The following is an 18961-nucleotide window of genomic DNA, read 5'->3' on the forward strand; positions in this document are numbered from 1 at the left end:
CTATGGCTCCGAATCCGCTCGCGCCCCCGTGGCTGCATGTTCCGGACGACGCCAACGCGCTCGTCCCCGGTCTCTGGTCGCGCACGGTGGCGCGCGACGATGAGGAGATCAGCGTCGGAGGCGTGCGCGCGTCCGACCTGGCCTCCCGCTTCGGCACGCCGATCTACGTGATCGACGAGCAGGAGGCGCGCGAGCGCGCCGTCGAGGTGCGCGACGCCCTGCAGACGGCGTTCGCCGAGGTCGGCAGCGCGGCCACCGTGTACTACGCGGGCAAGGCGTTCCTCTCGATCGAGGTCGCGCGCTGGATGGCCGACGCCGGCCTCAACATCGACGTCTGCTCGGGCGGGGAGCTGGCCGTGGCCCTCGCCGCAGGCGTCGACCCCGAGCGGCTCGGCTTCCACGGCAACAACAAGTCGGAAGGGGAGATCGACCGGGCCGTCTCCGTCGGCGTCGGGGCGATCATCATCGACAGCCTGCAGGAGATCGAGCGCGTGGCGGCCGCTGCGGAGCGCCACGGGCGCGTCCAGCGCGTGCGGCTGCGGGTCAACAGCGGCGTCCACGCCCACACCCATGCCTTCTTGGCGACCGCGCACGAGGACCAGAAGTTCGGCATCGCCCTCGCGGACGCCGCCGACGCCGTGGCGCGCATCCGGTCGCACGAGGGCCTCGACTTCCGCGGCCTGCACTGCCACATCGGCTCCCAGATCTTCGGGGCGGACGGGTTCGCCGAGTCCGCCGCCCGGCTGCTCGCCGTGCACCGCGACCTGCTCGCGGGCGGCGACGTCCCCGAGCTCAACCTCGGCGGCGGCTTCGGGATCGCGTACACCGCCGCCGACGACCCCACGCCCATCGACGAGCTGGCCCGCCGGATCGCCGAGACGGTGGCGGCGGGATGCGCGGAACTCGACATCCCGACCCCGGTGGTCGCCTTCGAGCCGGGCCGCCTGATCATCGGAACCGCCGGCCTGACCCTGTACACGGTGGGCACCACCAAGGACGTGCTGGTCGCGGCCGAGGACGACGGCGAGACCGCCGTGCGACGCTACGTGAGCGTGGACGGCGGGATGAGCGACAACGCCCGCACCGCCCTCTACGGCGCGGACTACTCCGCCCGGATCGCCGGCCGCGTCTCGTCCGCCGCCCCGGCGCTCGTGCGCGTCGCCGGCAAGCATTGCGAGAGCGGCGACATCGTCGTGGACGCCGAGTACCTCCCCTCCGACGTCCGGCCCGGCGACCTGCTCGCCGTGCCGGCCACCGGCGCCTACTGCTGGTCGCTGGCGAGCAACTACAACTATCTGGGCCGTCCGCCCGTGATCGCGGTGCGCGACGGCGTCGCCCGCGTGATCGTGCGCGGCGAGACCGAGGCGGATCTGCTGGCGCGCGACGCCGCGTACGACGGCACCGCCGGTGAAGGAGTCAACCGATGATCGAGTACCGCAACCTCCGCGTCGCCCTCCTCGGGGCCGGTTCGGTCGGCTCGCAGGTGGCACGCCTGCTGCTGGAGCAGGGCGACGAGTTCGCCTCGCGCGTCGGCGCGAAGCTCGAGCTCGTCGGCATCGCCGTCCGCGACGTCGACGCCCCGCGCGATGTCGACCTGCCGCGCGAGCTGTTCACCACCGACGCGAGCTCCCTCATCCTCGGCGCCGACATCGTGGTGGAGCTGATGGGCGGCATCGAGCCCGCCCGCGGCTACGTGCTGGAGGCGCTCAACTCCGGCGCGGACGTGATCACCGCCAACAAGGCGCTGCTCGCCACGCACGGACCGGAGCTGTTCGAGGCCGCCGAGCAGGTCGGCGCGCAGCTCTACTACGAGGCGGCCGTCGCCGGCGCCATCCCGATCATCCGTCCGTTGCGCGACAGCCTGGCAGGCGACCGGGTCAACCGCATCCTCGGCATCGTCAACGGCACCACCAACTTCATCCTCGACCGGATGGACATCAACGGCGAGAGCTTGCAGGACGCCCTGGCGACCGCCACCGAGCGCGGCTACGCCGAGGCCGACCCGACGGCGGACATCGGCGGGTACGACGCGGCGCAGAAGGCGGCCATCCTCGCCAGCCTCGCCTTCCACACCACCGTTCCGCTGGAGCGCGTCTACCGCGAGGGCATCACGGGCATCACCACGTCCCAGGTGGAGGCGGCCCGCGAGGCCGGCGCCGTCATCAAGCTGCTGGCGATCTGCGAGCGCCTGACCGACCCGGAGACGGGGGAGGAGGGTGTCTCGGCCCGCGTCTACCCGGCCCTGATCGACCGGCACCACCCGCTCGCCGCCGTGCACGGCGCGCACAACGCCGTCTTCGTCCAGGCGGGCGCCGCGGGCGACCTCATGTTCTACGGCGCGGGCGCCGGCGGCGTCGAGACCGCCTCCGCCGTGCTGGGCGACGTCGTCTCGGCCGCCCGCCGCCACGTCGTCGGAGGCCCGGGCGTCGCGGAGTCCACCCATGCCGACCTCCCGGTGCTCGACATCGGCCGTGTGGTCACCCGCTACCAGATCACGCTCGACGTGACGGACCAGCCCGGTGTGCTCGCGGCGGTCGCGCGCATCCTGAGCGACGGCGGCGTCAGCGTCGAGACCATGCAGCAGTCCGTCCCCAGCACGACGGGCGCCGTCGCCGTCGCCGGAGCCGTGCTCTCCGGTCAGGCGTCGGCGATTCACGGCCCGGGGGCGCCCACCGCTACCCTGGTCATCGGTACCCACGAAGCCGAGGAGGCCGCGCTCGCGGCCACCGTCGAGGCGCTCGCGGCGAGCGACGTCGTGACCGCCATCTCTTCCGTTCTCCGAGTCGAAGGATCGTAATGCCCGAGAAGTCCTACAGCCGTCAGTGGCGTGGTGTCCTCCGCGAGTACGCGGACCGCCTGAACATCTCCGAGGCGACGCCGATCGTGACGCTCGGCGAGGGCGGCACCCCGCTCATCCCGGCCGCCGCGCTCTCCGCGCGCACGGGAGCGGACGTCTACGTGAAGTTCGAGGGCATGAACCCGACCGGCTCCTTCAAGGACCGCGGAATGACCATGGCGATCTCGAAGGCCGTCGAGCACGGCGCGAAGGCCGTCATCTGCGCCTCCACCGGCAACACCTCCGCCTCGGCGGCCGCGTACGCGACCCACGCCGGCATCCAGGCCGTCGTGCTCGTGCCGGAGGGCAAGATCGCGATGGGCAAGCTCAGCCAGGCCATCGCGCACAACGCGCAGCTGCTGCAGGTGCAGGGCAACTTCGACGACTGCCTCGACATCGCCCGCGATCTGGCCACCAATTACCCGGTGCACCTCGTCAACTCGGTGAACCCGGACCGCATCGAGGGTCAGAAGACGGCCGCGTTCGAGGTCGTCGAGGCGCTCGGCGACGCGCCGGACTTCCACATCGTGCCGGTCGGCAACGCCGGCAACTACACCGCCTATCACCGCGGCTACACCGAGGAGCTGCAGCGCGGCGAGACCACGAAGCTGCCCCGGATGTTCGGCTTCCAGGCCGCTGGCAGCGCCCCGATCGTGCTCGGCCACCCGGTCAAGGACCCGGACACGATCGCCACCGCGATCCGCATCGGCAACCCGGCCTCGTGGGAGCTCGCGCTCAACGCCCGCGACGACAGCGACGGCTACTTCGGAGCGATCGACGACGCGAAGATCCTCGAAGCGCACCGCATCCTCTCCTCGGAGGTCGGCATCTTCGTCGAGCCGGCCTCGGCGATCAGCGTCGCCGGTCTGCTGGAGCGGGCAGAGGCCGGAGTGATCCCGGCGGGTTCGACCGTCGTCCTCACCGTCACCGGCCACGGCCTGAAGGACCCGCAGTGGGCCCTCCGCACGGCGGACGGCTCCGACGTGCAGCCGACGGTCGTCCCGGTCGACACCGCCGCCATCGCCGATGTGCTCGGCCTCTCCTCCGGAGCGACGGCGTGACGTCCTCGGCCGACGCCCTGCGCGGCCGCTCCGTCGCTGTCAAGGTGCCCGCCACCAGCGCCAACCTCGGTCCGGGCTTCGACACGCTCGGCCTCGCGCTCGCGCTCTACGACGAACTGCAGGTCACCGTCCGCGACGAGCCCGGCGCGACCGTCGAGGTCATCGGCGTGGGCGCCGGGGAGGTGCCGACCGACGAGACCAACCTGGTCGTCCGCGCGATCGCGCACACCTTCGCCTCGGTCGGGCACCCCATGCCCGGGCTGAACCTGGTGGCGCGCAACAGCATCCCGCACGGCCGGGGGATGGGCTCCTCCGGCGCCGCGATCGTCTCCGGCATCATGGCCGCGAAGGGGCTGCTCGACGGCGTGGTCGATTTCGACGCTCAGGCCCTGCTCGCGCTGGCGAACGACATGGAGGGGCACCCCGACAACGTGGCGCCCGCCCTGTTCGGCGGCCTCACGATCGCGTGGGTCACCCCGCAGGGGCCGCAGTTCAAGAAGCTCATCGTGCACCGCGGTGTATCGCCGCTCGTGCTCGTCCCGTCGCACGTCATGTCGACGGCGCTCGCGCGCAGCCTCCAGCCGGAGTCCGTGCCGCACGAGGACGCCGTCTTCAACGTCTCCCGCTCCGCGCTGCTCGTCGCGGCTCTCATCCAGAGCCCCGAGCTGCTGCACGCCGCCACCGAGGACAAGCTCCACCAGAGCTACCGTGCCTCGGCGATGCCCGAGACCAACCGTCTCATCACGCTTCTGCGCGAGCAGGGCTTCGCGGCCGTCGTCTCCGGGGCCGGGCCGTCGATTCTCGTGCTCTGCAGCGATCCGAGCCAGCGGCTCGCCGCCGCGGAGCTCGTCGCGGCCTCCGCGGAGACCGCCTGGCAGCCGCTGATGCTGGCGGTCGACTTCAAGGGCGCGACGGTCACCCCGCTCGCCGTGGAGAGCGCGGACACGCCCGTCGCCTAGCGTCAAAAACGCCGGGGGCGAGGTGGTAAACTGTGCGTGCACCCGTGAAGACCCCGTCTCACGAGCGAATTCAGCTTCCGGGTGATCTCAAAGCAATCATGCCGTCATTCCTGCCTGCGTGCCCGGATCCCCGGGGCGCACCGTAGCGCGGATCAGAACGCCGCTCGGTCAAGGCAGTTCATGTGACGAGTGCTCCACAGCGACGCGCAGAGAGCGCGTCGGGGGAAAGGAATCCTCTTCAGTGACTGATGTCGAACTCCACGCCGGGGGCGTGGACACCAGCGACCTGACCTCGCTCAAGGTGGCGGAGCTCCAGGCTCTCGCCTCCCAGCTCGGGCTCCAGGGCGCCAGCAAGCTTCGCAAGGGCGAGCTCGTCGAGGCGATCGCGGCGGCCCGTGCCGCCGCGCAGCCGGAGGCGACGGTCGCGGCCGCCGCTCCGGTCGAGACGGTCGTCGAGCTCCCGATCGACGAGCAGCCGGCCGACCACGCGACCGCCGCGTCGCAGGTGCTGCTCGAGCCGCTCATCGCCGAGCCGGCCGCCGCCGAGACGGTGGCGCCCGCCGACACCGCCGTGGCGGATGCCGCACCGCAGACCGCGGAGCCGCGCCGTCGCGGCTCGCGTCGGGCGTCCAGCCCCGACGGCACCAGCCTCACCGCCGCCGGCCACGTCAACTCGGGGGAGACCGGCGTCGAGTCGCTCATCCCCGACGTCGACGCCCTCCTCGACTCGGCCCTCGCATCGCGCGAGCAGGCGCAGCGCGAGGGGCAGACCGGCGGTCGCCGTCGCCGCGGACGCGGTCAGGGCGGCGCCCAGGGCGCGGCTCCGGAGCAGGCGGGCGAGCAGCCGGCCGAGCAGACCGGCGAGGCCGAGCAGAACGCTCCGGCCGAGCAGGGCGACGCGCAGGCGCCGGCCGAGGGCGAGCAGCAGTCCCGCTCCAGCCGTCGCAACCGCAACCGCAACAAGAACAGCGGCCAGAACCAGAACGGCAACGGCGGGCAGAGCCAGAACGGCAACGGCGGGCAGAACCAGAACGGCAACCAGGGCCAGGCCACGGGCGACCGCCAGCAGGGCCAGCCGAAGGATCTGCAGAGCGGCGACGAGCAGCGCCAGGGTCAGCAGGGACGTGCGCAGCAGCAGCAGCAGCAGGACGGCGAGGGCGAGCGCTCCGGCCGCTACCGGGATCGCGACCGCAACCGCAAGCGCCGCGGCGCCCCCGGCGACGAGTTCGAGCCCGAGCTCGCCGACGACGACGTGCTGCTCCCCGTCGCGGGCATCCTGGACGTGCTGGACAACTACGCGTTCGTCCGCACCACCGGCTACCTCCCGGGCGCGAGCGATGTCTACGTCTCCCTCGGCCAGGTCAAGAAGTACAGCCTGCGCAAGGGTGACGCCGTCGTCGGCGCCATCCGCCAGCCGCGCGAGGGCGAGAACAACAGCCGCCAGAAGTACAACGCGCTGGTCAAGGTCGACTCCATCAACGGCCAGAGCGTCGAGGAGGCGGCCAACCGCGTCGAGTTCGGCAAGCTGACGCCGCTCTACCCGCAGGACCGCCTGCGCCTGGAGACCGAGCCCACCAAGGTCACGCAGCGCATCATCGACCTGGTCGCCCCGATCGGCAAGGGCCAGCGCGGCCTCATCGTCGCGCCGCCCAAGGCCGGCAAGACCATCGTGATGCAGCAGATCGCCAATGCGATCACCACCAACAACCCCGAGGTACACCTCATGGTCGTCCTGGTGGACGAGCGTCCCGAAGAGGTCACCGACATGCAGCGCACGGTCAAGGGCGAGGTCATCGCCTCCACCTTCGACCGCCCCGCCGAGGACCACACCACCGTCGCCGAGCTCGCCATCGAGCGTGCGAAGCGTCTGGTGGAGCTGGGCCACGACGTGGTCGTGCTGCTCGACTCCATCACCCGCCTGGGCCGCGCGTACAACCTGACCGCTCCGGCGTCGGGTCGCATCCTCTCCGGCGGCGTGGACGCCTCCGCGCTGTACCCGCCGAAGCGCTTCTTCGGCGCCGCGCGCAACATAGAGAACGGCGGATCGCTGACCATCCTCGCCTCGGCCCTAGTCGAGACGGGTTCCAAGATGGACGAGGTCATCTTCGAGGAGTTCAAGGGCACCGGCAACATGGAGCTCCGCCTGTCTCGCCAGCTGGCCGACAAGCGCATCTTCCCGGCCGTCGACGTCAACGCCTCCGGCACCCGCCGTGAGGAGATGCTGATGGGCCAGGACGAGGTCAAGATCACCTGGAAGCTGCGCCGCGCCCTCGCCGGGCTCGACCAGCAGCAGGCCCTGGAGATCGTGCTCGGCCGCCTGAAGGAGACCTCGAGCAACGTCGAGTTCCTGATGCAGGTGCAGAAGTCGATGCCGCAGCCGACCAACGGCCACGGCACCGCGCACTCGCACGGTCACGAGAACGACCACCGCTAGCTGACGGAGTGCCCGTCCGTCGCGCCCCGAGCGCGCCGGGCGGGCACTTTTCCGTTCCCGGGCGGACCGCCCGGATCCCTCCGCGAGAAAGTAGCCTCCATGTTCGAATCGGTGAACACCCTCATCGCCGAGCACGACGACCTGCAGCAGCAGCTGTCCGACCCGGAGCTGCACAGCGACCCCGTCCGCTCCAAGAAGGTGAACCGCCGCTACGCCGAACTCTCCCGCATCGTCGCCGCGTACAACGAGTGGAAGCAGCTCTCCGACGACCTGGAGGCTGCGCGTGAGCTCGCCGCGGAGGACGCCGCCTTCGCGGAGGAGATCCCGGGCCTCGAGCAGGCCGTGGAGGAGACGGGGGAGAAGCTGCGCAGGCTCCTCATCCCGCGCGACCCCAACGACAGCCGTGACGTGATCATGGAGATCAAGATGGGCGAGGGCGGTGCGGAGTCCGCGCTGTTCGCCGGCGACTTGCTGCGGATGTACCTGCACTACGCCGACTCGAAGCGCTGGAAGGCCGAGATCATCGAGCAGACCTCGAGCGATCTGGGCGGCATCAAGGACGTGCAGGTCGCCTTCAAGGGCTCCTCGAGCGATCCCGCCGAGGGCGTCTGGGCGCACCTGAAGTACGAGGGCGGCGTGCACCGCGTGCAGCGCGTGCCGGCGACCGAGTCGCAGGGCCGCATCCACACCTCCGCCGCCGGTGTGCTCGTCTTTCCCGAGGTGGACGAGCCGGAGGAGGTCGACATCAACCCGAACGACCTCAAGATCGACGTGTTCCGTTCCTCGGGCCCCGGCGGTCAGTCGGTCAACACGACCGACTCCGCGGTGCGCATCACGCACGTGCCCACCGGGATCGTCGTCTCGATGCAGAACGAGAAGAGCCAGCTGCAGAACCGCGAGGCGGCGATGCGCGTGCTGCGCGCCCGCCTGCTGGCGAAGCAGCAGGAGGAGGCGGACGCCGAGGCTGCGGAGTTCCGCAAGGGCCAGATCCGCACGATGGACCGCTCGGAGCGCATCCGCACGTACAACTTCCCGGAGAACCGGATCGCGGACCACCGCACCGGCTACAAGGCGTACAACCTCGACTCCGTCATGAACGGCGCCCTCGAGCCCGTCATCGAGTCGAACATCCTCGCCGACGAAGAGTCCCGCCTCGCCGACCTCGGCAACGACTGACCCGCGAGCCTCGAAAACTCCCGACTCCGCAGAAACTCGGGTCGAAACCGCCGAGTACGCAGAGAGTTCGTGTACTCGGCGGGCTCAGATGTAGAGCGCGGGGTCGAGCCAGTCGTCGCCGGCGATCTGCTCGTGGCCGGAGCGCGGGCGTGCCCGCGCCGGGACGCCGGTGAGCACGGAGTCCGGCGCGGCGTCCTTGGTGACGACGGCGTTGGCGCCGATCACGCTGCGCTCGCCGATCGTGATCGCGCCGAGCACTTTCGCTCCCGCCCCGACGATGACGCCGTCGTGGATCGTGGGATGGCGCTTGCCGTGCCCGCTGCCGCGGCCGCCGAGCGTGACGCCGTGGTAGATCATCACGTCGTCGCCGATCCAGGTGGTCTCGCCGACGACGACGCCCATGCCGTGATCGATGAAGAACCGGCGGCCGATCCGGGCGCCGGGGTGGATCTCGATGCCGGTCAGGAACCGCGCGAACTGCGAGAGGAGGCGGGCGGGCGTCCGCAGCCCCGACCGCCACATCCGGTGTGCGATCCGGTAGGCCCACACCGCGTGGAGCCCCGAGTACGCCAGAGTGACCTCGGTGGTGGTCCGCGCGGCCGGGTCGTGCCGGCGTGCGTTGCGGATGTCCTCCCGCACTCGTCCGAAGGGCAACGTCAGTCCTGCAGGTCCGCCCACAGCGGGGTGGAGATGTAGCGCTCGCCGGTGTCGCAGACGATGGCGACGATGGTCTTGCCGGCGTTCTCGGGGCGCTTCGCCTGCTCGAGCGCGGCCCAGACGATCGCGCCGGAGGAGATGCCGGCCAGGATGCCCTCCTGGCTGGCGAGCTTCTTGGCGATGTCGATCGCGTCGTCGAACGACGCGTCGGCGACCTCGTCGTAGACGGTGGTGTCGAGGATCTCGGGTACGAAGTTGGCGCCGATGCCCTGGATCTTGTGCGGGCCGGGCTTGCCGCCGTTCAGGATGGGGGAGTCGATCGGCTCGACCGCGACGACCTTCACGCCGGGCTTGCGCTCCTTGAGCACCTGGCCGACGCCCGTGACCGTGCCACCGGTGCCGACGCCGGCGACGAAGATGTCGACCTCGCCGGCCGTGTCCGCCCAGATCTCCTCCGCCGTGGTGGCGCGGTGGATGGCCGGGTTGGCGGCGTTCGCGAACTGCTGGGCCCAGATCGCGTTGTCCGAGGAGGCGACGATCTCCTGCGCCTTCTCCACGGCTCCGCGCATGCCGTCCGGGCCGGGGGTGAGGACGATCTCGGCGCCGAACGCGCGCAGCAGCACGCGACGCTCCTTGCTCATCGTCTCCGGCATGGTGAGGATGACCTTGTAGCCGCGGGCCGCGCCGACCATCGCGAGGGCGATGCCGGTGTTGCCGCTGGTGCCCTCGACGATGGTGCCGCCGGGGCGGAGCGCTCCGGCCTTCTCGGCGGCGTCGATGATCGCCACACCGATGCGGTCCTTCACACTGCCGGCCGGGTTGGCGAACTCCAGCTTGACGAGCACCGTGGCGCCGGTGCCCTCGGCGAGCCGGTTCAGTCTCACCAGCGGCGTGCGGCCCACCGTCTCGGTGACGTCGGCGTAGATGTGACCCTTGACCTGTTCTGACATGGCCTCTTCCTCGTGGCGGAGTGCGGATGGAGCGTGGATGGGAGCGTGTCCCACTCTAAACCGCCCCGGTGTCCGCACGGAGTGTGTGACGGGATGCGGATAGGCTCGATGGGCCATGCCTCCCGAGACCCCTGCCCCCGCGCGCCCGGACGACTCCGGTCCGCTCACCGTCCGCTCCGTGCTCGAGCGCGTCGTCGCGGTCCTGAGCGCCGCGGGCGTCCCCGATCCGGAGGTCGACGCCGAGTTGCTCCTCGGCCACGTGCTCGGCGTGAGCCGGGGCCGGGTGCAGGCGCTCGCCGTGATGGGGTCGTCGCTGGAGGCCGCGGACGCCGACCAGCTCCGTGCGCTGACCGAGCGCCGCGCCGCGCGCGAGCCGCTGCAGCACATCACCGGGCGGGCGGCGTTCCGCTCGCTCGAGCTGGCCGTCGGCCCGGGAGTGTTCGTGCCACGCCCGGAGACCGAGCAGGTCGCGCAGTTCGCGATCGACGCCCTGCGGTCCGTGCCCGCTCCCGCGCCCGTGGCCGTCGACCTCGGGACCGGCAGCGGGGCGATCGCGATCGCCCTGGCGACGGAGGTGCCGCACGCCCGGGTGTTCGCCGTCGAGAACTCGCCAGAGGCGTACGTCTGGACCCGGCGCAACGTCGACGAGTCCGGCGCCGGCAACCTCCGTCCGGTCTTCATCGACCTCGCCGACGCCCTGCCCGAGCTCGACGGGACGGTGGACGTCGTCATCTCGAACCCGCCCTACGTTCCGGACGCGGCCGTCCCGCGCGACCCCGAGGTGCGGTTGTACGATCCGGCGGCCGCTCTCTACGGCGGCGAGGACGGCCTGGATGTCGTGCGCACGATCTCTCGCGTGGCCCAGCGGCTCCTCCACCCCGGCGGAACCCTCGTGCTCGAGCACGGCGAGCTGCAGGGCGCCGCCATCCGGGAGCTCCTGACGGCCGACGGCTGGCGGGCGGCCGCAACGCACCGCGATCTCACCACGCGCGACCGGGCGACGACCGCGCTGCGCTGAGCGGCCGCGCCGCGGGTCAGCGTCCGCGCCGCTCCGCGTCCCGCGCGGCCTTCTCGGCCTCGCGCTCCGCCTTCTCCGCGTCGCGCTGGAGCCGGTCGCGGGCGCGCTCGATCGCCTCGCGCTCCCTCTTGCGCGCCTCCCGCAGCGCCTTCTCGGCTTCGCGGCGCTGTTTGGTCGCCTCCCGGACCGCTTTGTCGTTCGGGAGCGGCTCGGGGCGTTCCTGCGCGGCGACGATCGGTTCGCCGTCCGCGCGCGCGGTGACGTAGCGTTCGATGCCGTCGAGGATGCGTTCCAGGCCGAAGGCGAAGTCGTCCTGCCCGTCGGAGCCGTCGTCGACGTAGGCTCCCGCGGAGACCAGCGGGGAGAGGTCGGGGAAGCGCTCGGGCGTGATCAGCTCCGCCAGTGCGGCGACGAAGGCGTCACCGTTCTGCGGGGGCGCGTCCTCGCGCCGTGAGCGCCGTACATCGCGTTCCACGACCCCGGCGGCACGCGCGTAGGACGACAGCAGCAGGGCCACCGACATCTTCTCCGCCTCGGTCAGCGGGAGCGCGCGCATCTCGCGCAGCCCCCAGTCGAGCACGGCGAGGTTGTTGGGCATCATCGGCACCCCGTTGATCGGGATGTCGGGGAACCAGGGATGCGCCTCGATCACCTGGATGCTGGCCATCGCCCAGACGCGCAGTCCCTGCCGCCAGTCCGCGGCGCCCTCGTCGTCCGGCGGGATCGGCACGTCGCACACCGCGTCCTGCATCAGGGCGAGCACGTCGTCCTTGCTGGTCACGTAGCGGTAGAGCGACATCGTGGTGAACCCGAGGTCGCCCGCGATGCGGCTCATCGACACGGCGCCGAGGCCGTCGGCGTCGGCGATCGCGATGGCCGTCTCGACGATCCGCTCGATGCTCAGCTCGCGTTTCGGGCCGCGCTGCGGGCGCTCGGCCACGCCCCAGCTCAGCGCGACGGCGCGGGGGAGTGCGTCCTCGACGGCATCGGGCATCGGCTCCGCCTTCCTCGGTGGCGACCCGGGGCGTCCCGGGCCGGTCGTTGACATCCATCCTAGAACTGTGTATCACTTAAACCAAATCGTATGCGCCATAAACAGTTTGACTGATACACAGAAAGGGATCACCATGACGACAGCGGCGATCGAGGTCACGGGACTGCGCAAGGCCTTCGGCGCTCAGACCGTGCTCGACGGCATCGATCTGCGGGTGGAGGCGGGCACCGTCTTCGCCCTGCTCGGCCCGAACGGGGCGGGCAAGACCACGCTCATCTCCATCCTCTCCACCCTCGTCGACCCCGACGGCGGCACCGCGACCGTCTGCGGTCACGACGTCGTCGCCGACCGCGAGGGCGTGAAGGAGTCCATCACCCTGACCGGTCAGTCCGCCGCGGTCGACGGCGTCCTGACCGGTGAGGAGAATCTGCGGATGATGGCCCGGCTCTCGGGCTACTCCGCGCCGGGGGCGCGGCGACGCGCGCAGGAGCTGCTCGAGAGCTTCGACCTCGCCGGTGCGGCGCGCAAGCGGGTGGCGACGTACTCCGGAGGGATGCGTCGCCGGCTCGACCTGGCGCTGAGCCTGGTCGCCACGCCGCCGGTGATCTTCCTCGACGAGCCGACCACGGGCCTCGACACCCGCAGCCGCCAGGCGCTGTGGGACATCATCGACGGTCTCGCCCGCGCCGGGACGACCATCCTCCTGACCACCCAGTACCTGGAGGAGGCCGACCACCTGGCCGATCGGATCGCCGTGCTCGACCGCGGCGTCGTCGTCGCCGAGGGCACGGCCGCCGAGCTGAAGGCCCTGGTCGGCGGCGAGGTCGTCGAGCTGCGTGGCCGCAACGACGAGGTGCTCCGCGAGCTGCCGACGGACGGCACCGTCGACGGCCTGCGCGCCGCGATCGACGAGCTCGACGATCTCGGCCTCCCCGGCGCGTCCATCGGCATCCGCAAGCCGAGCCTCGACGACGCCTTCCTCGCCCTCACCACCCGGAAGGAGGCCGTGCGATGAGCGCTCTCGCACCCGCCCGCACCACCGTCGCACCTCTCACCAGCACCGCGGTCTTCATCGGTCGCAGCGTCCGTCACTCGCTGCGCAACGTGGAAGCCCTCACCATGGCGATCGTCCTGCCGGTCATGCTCATGCTGCTCTTCACCTTCGTCTTCGGCGGGGCGCTGGACAGCGGCGGGGGATACGTCGACTACGTGGTCCCCGGCATCATCCTGCTCTGTGCCGGCTTCGGCGCGTCGAGCACCGCCGTCGACATCGCCCAGGACATGAGCGACGGCATCGTCGACCGCTTCCGGACGATGCCGTTGCGCTCGCGCGGGGTCGTCACCGGGCACGTCGTGGCGAGCCTCGCGCGCAACCTCGTCGCGACCGGTGTCGTGATCGCGGTGGCGCTGCTGGTCGGGTTCCGGCCCACGGCGAACGTCCTCCAATGGGTGGCGGCGCTCGCGATCGTCGCGCTCTTCATCCTCGCGATCACCTGGCTCTACGCCGGGATCGGCATCGCCGCGAAGAACCCGACCTCCGCGTCCGGCTACGGCTTCGCGCTGCTCTTCCTGCCGTATCTGTCGAGCGCGTTCGTCCCCACGGACACGATGCCCCAGTGGTTGCAGTGGGTCGCGCAGAACCAGCCGATCACCCCGATCATCGAGACGATCCGGGCGTTCCTGTTCGGAAACGCCCCGGGCACGGACCTCTGGTGGGCGCTGGGCTGGTGCGCCCTCATCATCGCGGGCGCCTACGTCTGGGCGGCCTGGCTGTTCCGGCGCACGGCCGGGAGGCGCTGAGCCGGGACGCCCGTTCCGTCAGGCGACCAGCTCGCCGGCCTGCTCGACCGCCTCGAGCAGGCCGGCGGGCGTGCGGAAGAGGTGCGCGTGGATCCCGAGACCGGCCGCCGACTCCACGTTCTCGACGAGATCGTCGGCGAAGAACGTCTCCTCTGGCGTCGATCCGTAGCGTTCGAGCACCCGCTCGTAGACGACCGGGTCCGGTTTGCGCGCGCCGTAATCGGAGGAGGCGCGCATGTGCTCGACCCCGAGGATCGGCACCAGCTCGGGAGCGAGCCGGCTCAGCCTCCTGGCGACCAGGGGACCGTTGTTGGTGAGGAGGGTCGCCGTGCCCAGCTCCGCGGCCCGCTCGACGGCGCGCAGGGAGGTCGGCCACGGCGTCATCGCGTCGCCGCGGATGCGGAGGAAGTCCTCCTCCGTCACCGGCACGCGCAGCGCCGACTGGAGCGCCCCCAGGTAGACCGCCTCGTCCGCGAACGCGCCGGCCTCGGCCGCCCACTCGCCCTCGCGATGCCACCAGCGCTCCCGCAGCTCGTCCAGGCTCAGGCCGGTCAGCCGCGACATGCCGGCCATCCGGCGCCGCCAGTCGTACTCGTAGAGCACGTTGTCCATGTCGAAGACGAACAGCACGGCTCAGCGCTCCCTCTCGGCGAAGGCGCGCATGGCCGCCGTCAGCCCGTCGGTGTCGAAGGTGCCGTCGTCGCGCTTCGTCAGCTGGTAGGCGTGCATGCCGGCCTCTCGCGCCCCCTCCACGTTCGGCAGCGAGTCGTCGAACAGGATCGCGTCGCGTGGTTCGACGCCGAACCGGCCGAGGGCGCGGGTGTAGATCCGGCGCTCGGGCTTGCGCGCGCCGAGCACTGCGGAGACCAGGTCGTTGTCGCGCAGCACGTCGACGATCTCCGGGGTGAGCACCGGCAGCGAATCCTTGAACGGGATGGGGTTGTTCGAAAGCAGGGACACCGTCCCGAGTGTCGCGGCCTCCCGCAGCGCGGCGATCGAGCCCGGGATGGGCGTCATCGCGGCCTTCCGAGCATCCTGCCACTGGGCGAGGGTGAGGCGGGCGCCTGTCACGTCGGCGAACGCCTCGAGGTACTCCTCGCTGGTCGCGTACTCGCCGATCTCGGCGGCGCGCTCGTGGCCTCCCGCCCACCAGGTGGAGGCCAGGCGGTACTGACTCACGCCGCCCAGCTCGGCCAGCCGGGGCAGGCGCTTGTGGAAGTCGTAGCCGTAGAGCGTCTTGTCGCAGTCGAAGAAGTAGACATCCATCGGTACCAGTATCGACCGTGAACGCAGGGAACCTTGCAGCGGCTCAACTATCATGGGTGCCGTCATGGCACCCATCTACGACTGCTCGGTCGACTCCGAGCTCCTCTCCGGCATGCGTCTGGCCCGTTCGGCCATCGGACGCGGCGAACTCGTCGTCATCCCCACGGACACCGTCTACGGTGTCGCGGCGGACGCCTTCTCGCCCGCGGCGGTGCAGCGGCTGCTCGATGCGAAGGGACGCGGGCGCCAGTCGCCGCCCCCGGTGCTCGTGCCCGGCATCCCCACGCTCGCGGCGCTCGCCGAGACGGTCCCGCCCGAGGTGGACGCCCTGGTGAAGGCGTTCTGGCCCGGCGGCCTCACCGTCGTGCTCCCGGCGGCGCCGTCCCTGGTCTGGGACCTGGGGGAGACCCGCGGAACCGTCGCGCTGCGCATGCCGCAGGACACGATCGCCCTCGAACTGCTGTCGGAGACAGGGCCGCTCGCGGTCTCCTCCGCCAACCTCACCGGTCGTCCCGCCGCCCGCACCGCCGCCGAGGCCGAGGCCATGCTGGGCGACTCGATCGCCGTCTACCTCGACGGGGGAGAGGCCGGCGGCTCCTACGAGCGCGTCGAGGGCAAGGACTCCTCGTCGACGATCGTCGACGCGACCGCGCTGGCCTCCGGCGCCGGCGCCCTGCGCATCCTGCGCCACGGCGTGATCTCGGCGGCGCAGCTGCGCGCGGTCGTCGGCGACGCCCTCGAGCCGGACGACGCGCCGGCGCAGGCCCCCACGGACAGCTGATCCCGTGATCCTCCTCCTCGCCCTCGCCCTGATCTCGGCGGTCATCACCTTCGGGATGTCCCTCGTCGTCTACCGGCTGAGCCTGAAGTACCGGCTGTACCCCAAGATCCGGGAGCGGGACGTGCACACGCGCCCGACGCCGCGTCTGGGCGGGATCGCGATGTTCCTCGGCATCCTGGTGGCGTTCGCCGTCGCCTGGCTGCTGTCCAGCCAGTTCGGCGTGCTGTCGCTGATCTTCTCGGACAGCGGGCCGATCCTGGCCATACTCGGCGCCAGCCTGCTGATCGTCGTCATCGGCGTCGCCGACGACATCTGGGACCTCGACTGGATGACCAAGCTGGCCGGCCAGTTCGTGGCCGCGGGCCTGGTCGCCTGGCTCGGGGTGCAGATCTACTCGCTGCCGATCGGCGGTCTCACCGTCGGCTCGCCGATCATGAGCATCGTCATCACGCTGTTCGCGATCGTCCTGGTGATGAACGCGATCAACTTCATCGACGGGCTCGACGGCCTGGTCGCGGGCGTCGCGCTGATCGCCAACGGCACCTTCCTCATCTACACGTATCTGCTCCAGCGCGAGATCAGTCCGCAGAACTACTTCAGCCTGGCGGGGGTGATCGCGGCCATCCTGGTCGGCGCCTGCGCCGGCTTCCTGCCGCTCAACTGGCACCCGGCGAAGATGTTCATGGGCGACGCCGGGGCGCTGCTCATCGGCCTCCTGATGGCGACCTCGGCCATCTCGGTGACCGGAACGATCAACCCGGAGACCCTGCAGACGCTCGGAAAGTCGTCGCTCGTGCCGGCGTTCATCCCGATCATCCTGCCGTTCGCCGTGCTGATCGTCCCGCTGCTGGACTTCGGCCTGGCGGTCGTCCGCCGGCTGCGGGCGGGCAAATCCCCGTTCAGCGCGGACCGCAAGCACCTGCACCACCGGCTGCTCGACATGGGGCACTCCCACCTGCACGCGGTCCTGATCTTCTACGCGTGGACCGCGGTGGTCGCGATCGGCTCGCTGCTGTTCTTCTTCGACCCGTACTGGATGGCGATCGTGTTCCTCGCCATCGGCCTGGTCGTCTGCGCCGTGTTCACCCTGGCGCCGCTGAGCCGCCGCAAGGTCACCGAGGCCGCCGCGGAGCTCGCCCCCGCCGGCACCGAGGAGGCGGTCGAGACCGCCCGGTACGACCAGCTCGACGCCGCCAGCGAGCGGCACCCCTACTCCGACCCGACGCCCGCCGTCGGCTCGCCCGCCCCCACTCGTGAGGAGTCCCGATGACCGACCCGCAGGACGGCGCCCCCGCGCCGCGCCCGACCGGCCCGCCCGCCCAGCCCACCTCCACGCCCGTGTTCAAGGACGTGCTCAAGTACGGCCTGATCATCGCCGGGGGGATCGCCATCGTCGGCGCTCTGCTCGGCTGGATGTTCGCGGGCTGGATCGGCGTCACCAGCGCGCTCATCGGCACCGTGATGGCGGCGGTCTTCCTCTCCATCACGGCTCTGAGCATCCTGATCGCGAACCGCTTCATCGGCTCCGACCTCTTCGTCGGGCTGTTCTTCGGCATCGTCCTCGGGGGCTGGATCCTCAAGTTCGTGCTGTTCCTCGTGCTCGCGATCGTGCTCAGGGACCAGGCCTGGATCAACCCGGTGGTGCTGTTCCTGAGCCTGATCGCGGGGGTCATCGGCTCCCTCGTGGTCGACATGATCGTGGTCTTCCGATCCCGCGTCCCGTACGTCAGTGACATCTCGCTCCCGGGCGAGAAGCGCTGAGCCGTATCCGATTCGTTACGCTGCGAAAACTCTTGTAGAGTTGTCAGTGATCCCCCACCCGAACGCGCTCTCCAGCTTCACTGGCGCAGTATTCCGGGTGTTCCCATGTTCGTCGTCGCGAGGGCCTGAGGCTCGACGCCCCGAAACAGGAGATAGCGCTGCTAGCTAACGCTGTGAACCTGCTGGTCCAGGCCGCAAGCTCCGATGATGGAAGCTTCACCGGCCCCTCGATCAACGAGTTCTTCCCACCGACCCTGTTCACCATCGGCGGACTCGAGTTCAACCGCATCATCGTGGTCCGGCTCATCGCCCTTCTGGCGCTGATCCTGGTCTTCTGGCTCGGCACCCGCAAGATGAAGCTCATCCCGGGCCGCTTCCAGTCGGTCGTCGAGATGGGTCTGGACTTCGTCCGCGTCAACGTCGCGGAAGACCTGCTGGGCAAGAAGGACGGCCGCCGGTTCCTGCCGCTGCTGACCACCATCTTCTTCATGGTGCTGTTCTTCAACCTGACCGGCATCATCCCGTTCCTCAACATCGCGGGCACCTCGGTCATCGCGCTCCCGCTGCTGCTGGCGATCGTCGCGTACATCGCGTTCATCTACGCCGGAGTCAAGAAGAGCCCGAAGAACTTCTTCAAGAACGCGCTCTTCCCGCCCGGCGTGCCGTGGTTCCTCTACATCATCGTGACGCCGATCGAGTTCGTCTCGACCTTCATCCTGCGCCCCGTGACCCTCACGCTCCGACTCCTGATGAACATGGTCGTCGGTCACCTTCTGCTGGTCCTGTTCTTCACGGCGACCTCGTTCTTCTTCTTCACCGCGGGCAGCTGGTGGTCGCTCTTCGGCGTCGGCACCTTCGCCTTCGGCTTCGTCTTCACCCTGTTCGAGATCCTGGTCGCAGTCCTGCAGGCCTACGTCTTCGCACTGCTCACGGCTGTCTACATTCAGCTCGCAGTCGCCGAGGAACACTAAGAACGATCCGCGCACCCGCACGGATCGCCATCACGGAAGGAAACACACAACGTGGACATCGCTGCAATCAACGGCAACATCGCCACCGTCGGTTACGGCCTCGCGGCCATCGGCCCGGCCATCGGCGTGGGCATCGTCGTCGGCAAGACCATCGAGGGCGTCGCCCGTCAGCCCGAGCTGGCCGGCCGTCTCCAGGTCCTGATGTACATCGGTATCGCGTTCACCGAGGCCCTCGCCTTCATCGGTATCGCGACCTACTTCATCTTCCAGTAAATCCTCTTTTCACACTCAGTAAGG

General features: G+C 70.4%; 19 protein-coding genes. 14 read left to right on the top strand and 5 right to left on the bottom strand.

The window, feature by feature from the left end; all coding sequences use genetic code 11:
- Positions 1-2: 2 nt before the first annotated feature.
- The 6 genes from lysA to prfA all read left to right on the top strand — a co-directional run bounded on the left by lysA (position 3) and on the right by prfA (position 8466).
- A complete protein-coding gene (lysA, locus tag U870_RS0108720) occupies positions 3-1427 on the top strand; it encodes a diaminopimelate decarboxylase (protein WP_025157017.1) in 1425 nt (474 codons plus the stop codon).
- The gene (locus tag U870_RS0108725; RefSeq protein ID WP_025157018.1) at positions 1424-2797 is read left to right on the top strand and encodes a homoserine dehydrogenase; all 1374 of its coding nucleotides are present in this window, start codon (positions 1424-1426) and stop codon (positions 2795-2797) included. The genes lysA and U870_RS0108725 overlap by 4 nt, the downstream gene beginning before the upstream one ends.
- On the top strand, positions 2797-3897 hold the full coding sequence (gene thrC, locus U870_RS0108730; RefSeq protein WP_025157019.1) for a threonine synthase: 1101 nt from the start codon (positions 2797-2799) through the stop codon (positions 3895-3897). The genes U870_RS0108725 and thrC overlap by 1 nt, the downstream gene beginning before the upstream one ends.
- The gene (thrB, locus tag U870_RS0108735) at positions 3894-4856 is read left to right on the top strand and encodes a homoserine kinase (protein WP_025157020.1); all 963 of its coding nucleotides are present in this window, start codon (positions 3894-3896) and stop codon (positions 4854-4856) included. The genes thrC and thrB overlap by 4 nt, the downstream gene beginning before the upstream one ends.
- Before the next feature lie 241 nt (positions 4857-5097).
- Positions 5098-7290, top strand: a complete 2193-nt coding sequence (gene rho, locus U870_RS0108740) for a transcription termination factor Rho (RefSeq protein WP_025157021.1) — start codon at positions 5098-5100, stop codon at positions 7288-7290.
- A gap of 99 nt (positions 7291-7389) precedes the next feature.
- Positions 7390-8466, top strand: coding sequence for a peptide chain release factor 1 (gene prfA, locus U870_RS0108745; protein ID WP_025157022.1), 1077 nt, complete (start codon positions 7390-7392; stop codon positions 8464-8466).
- 84 nt (positions 8467-8550) lie between these two features.
- Here prfA and epsC read toward each other — a convergent pair whose 3' ends face one another.
- Positions 8551-9120: a serine O-acetyltransferase EpsC gene (gene epsC / locus U870_RS0108750; RefSeq protein ID WP_025157023.1), complete on the bottom strand. Its 570-nt coding sequence runs from the start codon at positions 9118-9120 to the stop codon at positions 8551-8553.
- 2 nt (positions 9121-9122) lie between these two features.
- On the bottom strand, positions 9123-10073 hold the full coding sequence (gene cysK / locus U870_RS0108755) for a cysteine synthase A (protein ID WP_025157024.1): 951 nt from the start codon (positions 10071-10073) through the stop codon (positions 9123-9125).
- A 115-nt stretch (positions 10074-10188) separates the two neighbouring features.
- On the opposite strand from cysK, the gene prmC reads away from it, so the two are divergent.
- Positions 10189-11091, top strand: coding sequence for a peptide chain release factor N(5)-glutamine methyltransferase (gene prmC / locus U870_RS0108760; protein ID WP_025157025.1), 903 nt, complete (start codon positions 10189-10191; stop codon positions 11089-11091).
- A gap of 16 nt (positions 11092-11107) precedes the next feature.
- On the opposite strand, the gene U870_RS0108765 is transcribed toward prmC, so the two are convergent.
- Entirely contained in the window at positions 11108-12085 is a 978-nt protein-coding gene (locus tag U870_RS0108765; protein WP_025157026.1) for a TetR/AcrR family transcriptional regulator, read from the bottom strand.
- Between the two features lie 133 nt (positions 12086-12218).
- Between U870_RS0108765 and U870_RS0108770 the strand changes: the two genes are divergently transcribed.
- Entirely contained in the window at positions 12219-13100 is an 882-nt protein-coding gene (locus U870_RS0108770; RefSeq protein ID WP_025157027.1) for a daunorubicin resistance protein DrrA family ABC transporter ATP-binding protein, read from the top strand.
- The gene (locus U870_RS0108775; protein WP_025157028.1) at positions 13097-13885 is read left to right on the top strand and encodes an ABC transporter permease; all 789 of its coding nucleotides are present in this window, start codon (positions 13097-13099) and stop codon (positions 13883-13885) included. The genes U870_RS0108770 and U870_RS0108775 overlap by 4 nt, the downstream gene beginning before the upstream one ends.
- Before the next feature lie 18 nt (positions 13886-13903).
- Here U870_RS0108775 and U870_RS0108780 read toward each other — a convergent pair whose 3' ends face one another.
- Both U870_RS0108780 and U870_RS0108785 read right to left on the bottom strand, forming a co-directional pair.
- Entirely contained in the window at positions 13904-14515 is a 612-nt protein-coding gene (locus U870_RS0108780; protein WP_025157029.1) for an HAD-IA family hydrolase, read from the bottom strand.
- 3 nt (positions 14516-14518) lie between these two features.
- Entirely contained in the window at positions 14519-15151 is a 633-nt protein-coding gene (locus U870_RS0108785) for an HAD-IA family hydrolase (RefSeq protein ID WP_025157030.1), read from the bottom strand.
- A gap of 64 nt (positions 15152-15215) precedes the next feature.
- Between U870_RS0108785 and U870_RS0108790 the strand changes: the two genes are divergently transcribed.
- The 5 genes from U870_RS0108790 to atpE all read left to right on the top strand — a co-directional run bounded on the left by U870_RS0108790 (position 15216) and on the right by atpE (position 18937).
- Entirely contained in the window at positions 15216-15932 is a 717-nt protein-coding gene (locus U870_RS0108790) for an L-threonylcarbamoyladenylate synthase (protein WP_025157031.1), read from the top strand.
- A gap of 4 nt (positions 15933-15936) precedes the next feature.
- Positions 15937-17202, top strand: coding sequence for an MraY family glycosyltransferase (locus U870_RS0108795; protein WP_025157032.1), 1266 nt, complete (start codon positions 15937-15939; stop codon positions 17200-17202).
- Entirely contained in the window at positions 17199-17693 is a 495-nt protein-coding gene (locus U870_RS0108800; protein WP_025157033.1) for a hypothetical protein, read from the top strand. Before U870_RS0108795 ends, U870_RS0108800 begins: the two co-directional genes overlap by 4 nt.
- Before the next feature lie 173 nt (positions 17694-17866).
- Positions 17867-18664, top strand: coding sequence for a F0F1 ATP synthase subunit A (atpB, locus tag U870_RS0108805; RefSeq protein WP_025157034.1), 798 nt, complete (start codon positions 17867-17869; stop codon positions 18662-18664).
- 51 nt (positions 18665-18715) lie between these two features.
- The gene (gene atpE / locus U870_RS0108810) at positions 18716-18937 is read left to right on the top strand and encodes an ATP synthase F0 subunit C (protein ID WP_018190348.1); all 222 of its coding nucleotides are present in this window, start codon (positions 18716-18718) and stop codon (positions 18935-18937) included.
- Positions 18938-18961 lie beyond the last annotated feature (24 nt).

It is taken from the genome of Leifsonia aquatica H1aii (assembly GCF_000633535.1).
Lineage (GTDB): Bacteria > Actinomycetota > Actinomycetes > Actinomycetales > Microbacteriaceae > Leifsonia > Leifsonia aquatica_A.

Excerpts from the sequence above, each read along its gene's own strand:
- U870_RS0108800 (WP_025157033.1), top strand. The coding sequence starts at position 17,199 with ATGACCGACCCGCAGGACGGCGCCCCCGCGCCGCGCCCGACCGGCCCG.
- lysA (WP_025157017.1), top strand. The coding sequence starts at position 3 with ATGGCTCCGAATCCGCTCGCGCCCCCGTGGCTGCATGTTCCGGACGAC.
- U870_RS0108725 (WP_025157018.1), top strand. The coding sequence starts at position 1,424 with ATGATCGAGTACCGCAACCTCCGCGTCGCCCTCCTCGGGGCCGGTTCG.
- U870_RS0108790 (WP_025157031.1), top strand. The coding sequence starts at position 15,216 with ATGGCACCCATCTACGACTGCTCGGTCGACTCCGAGCTCCTCTCCGGC.
- U870_RS0108770 (WP_025157027.1), top strand. The coding sequence starts at position 12,219 with ATGACGACAGCGGCGATCGAGGTCACGGGACTGCGCAAGGCCTTCGGC.
- U870_RS0108785 (WP_025157030.1), bottom strand. The coding sequence starts at position 15,151 with ATGGATGTCTACTTCTTCGACTGCGACAAGACGCTCTACGGCTACGAC.
- prmC (WP_025157025.1), top strand. The coding sequence starts at position 10,189 with ATGCCTCCCGAGACCCCTGCCCCCGCGCGCCCGGACGACTCCGGTCCG.
- U870_RS0108775 (WP_025157028.1), top strand. The coding sequence starts at position 13,097 with ATGAGCGCTCTCGCACCCGCCCGCACCACCGTCGCACCTCTCACCAGC.
- prfA (WP_025157022.1), top strand. The coding sequence starts at position 7,390 with ATGTTCGAATCGGTGAACACCCTCATCGCCGAGCACGACGACCTGCAG.
- cysK (WP_025157024.1), bottom strand. The coding sequence starts at position 10,073 with ATGTCAGAACAGGTCAAGGGTCACATCTACGCCGACGTCACCGAGACG.
- U870_RS0108765 (WP_025157026.1), bottom strand. The coding sequence starts at position 12,085 with ATGCCCGATGCCGTCGAGGACGCACTCCCCCGCGCCGTCGCGCTGAGC.
- thrC (WP_025157019.1), top strand. The coding sequence starts at position 2,797 with ATGCCCGAGAAGTCCTACAGCCGTCAGTGGCGTGGTGTCCTCCGCGAG.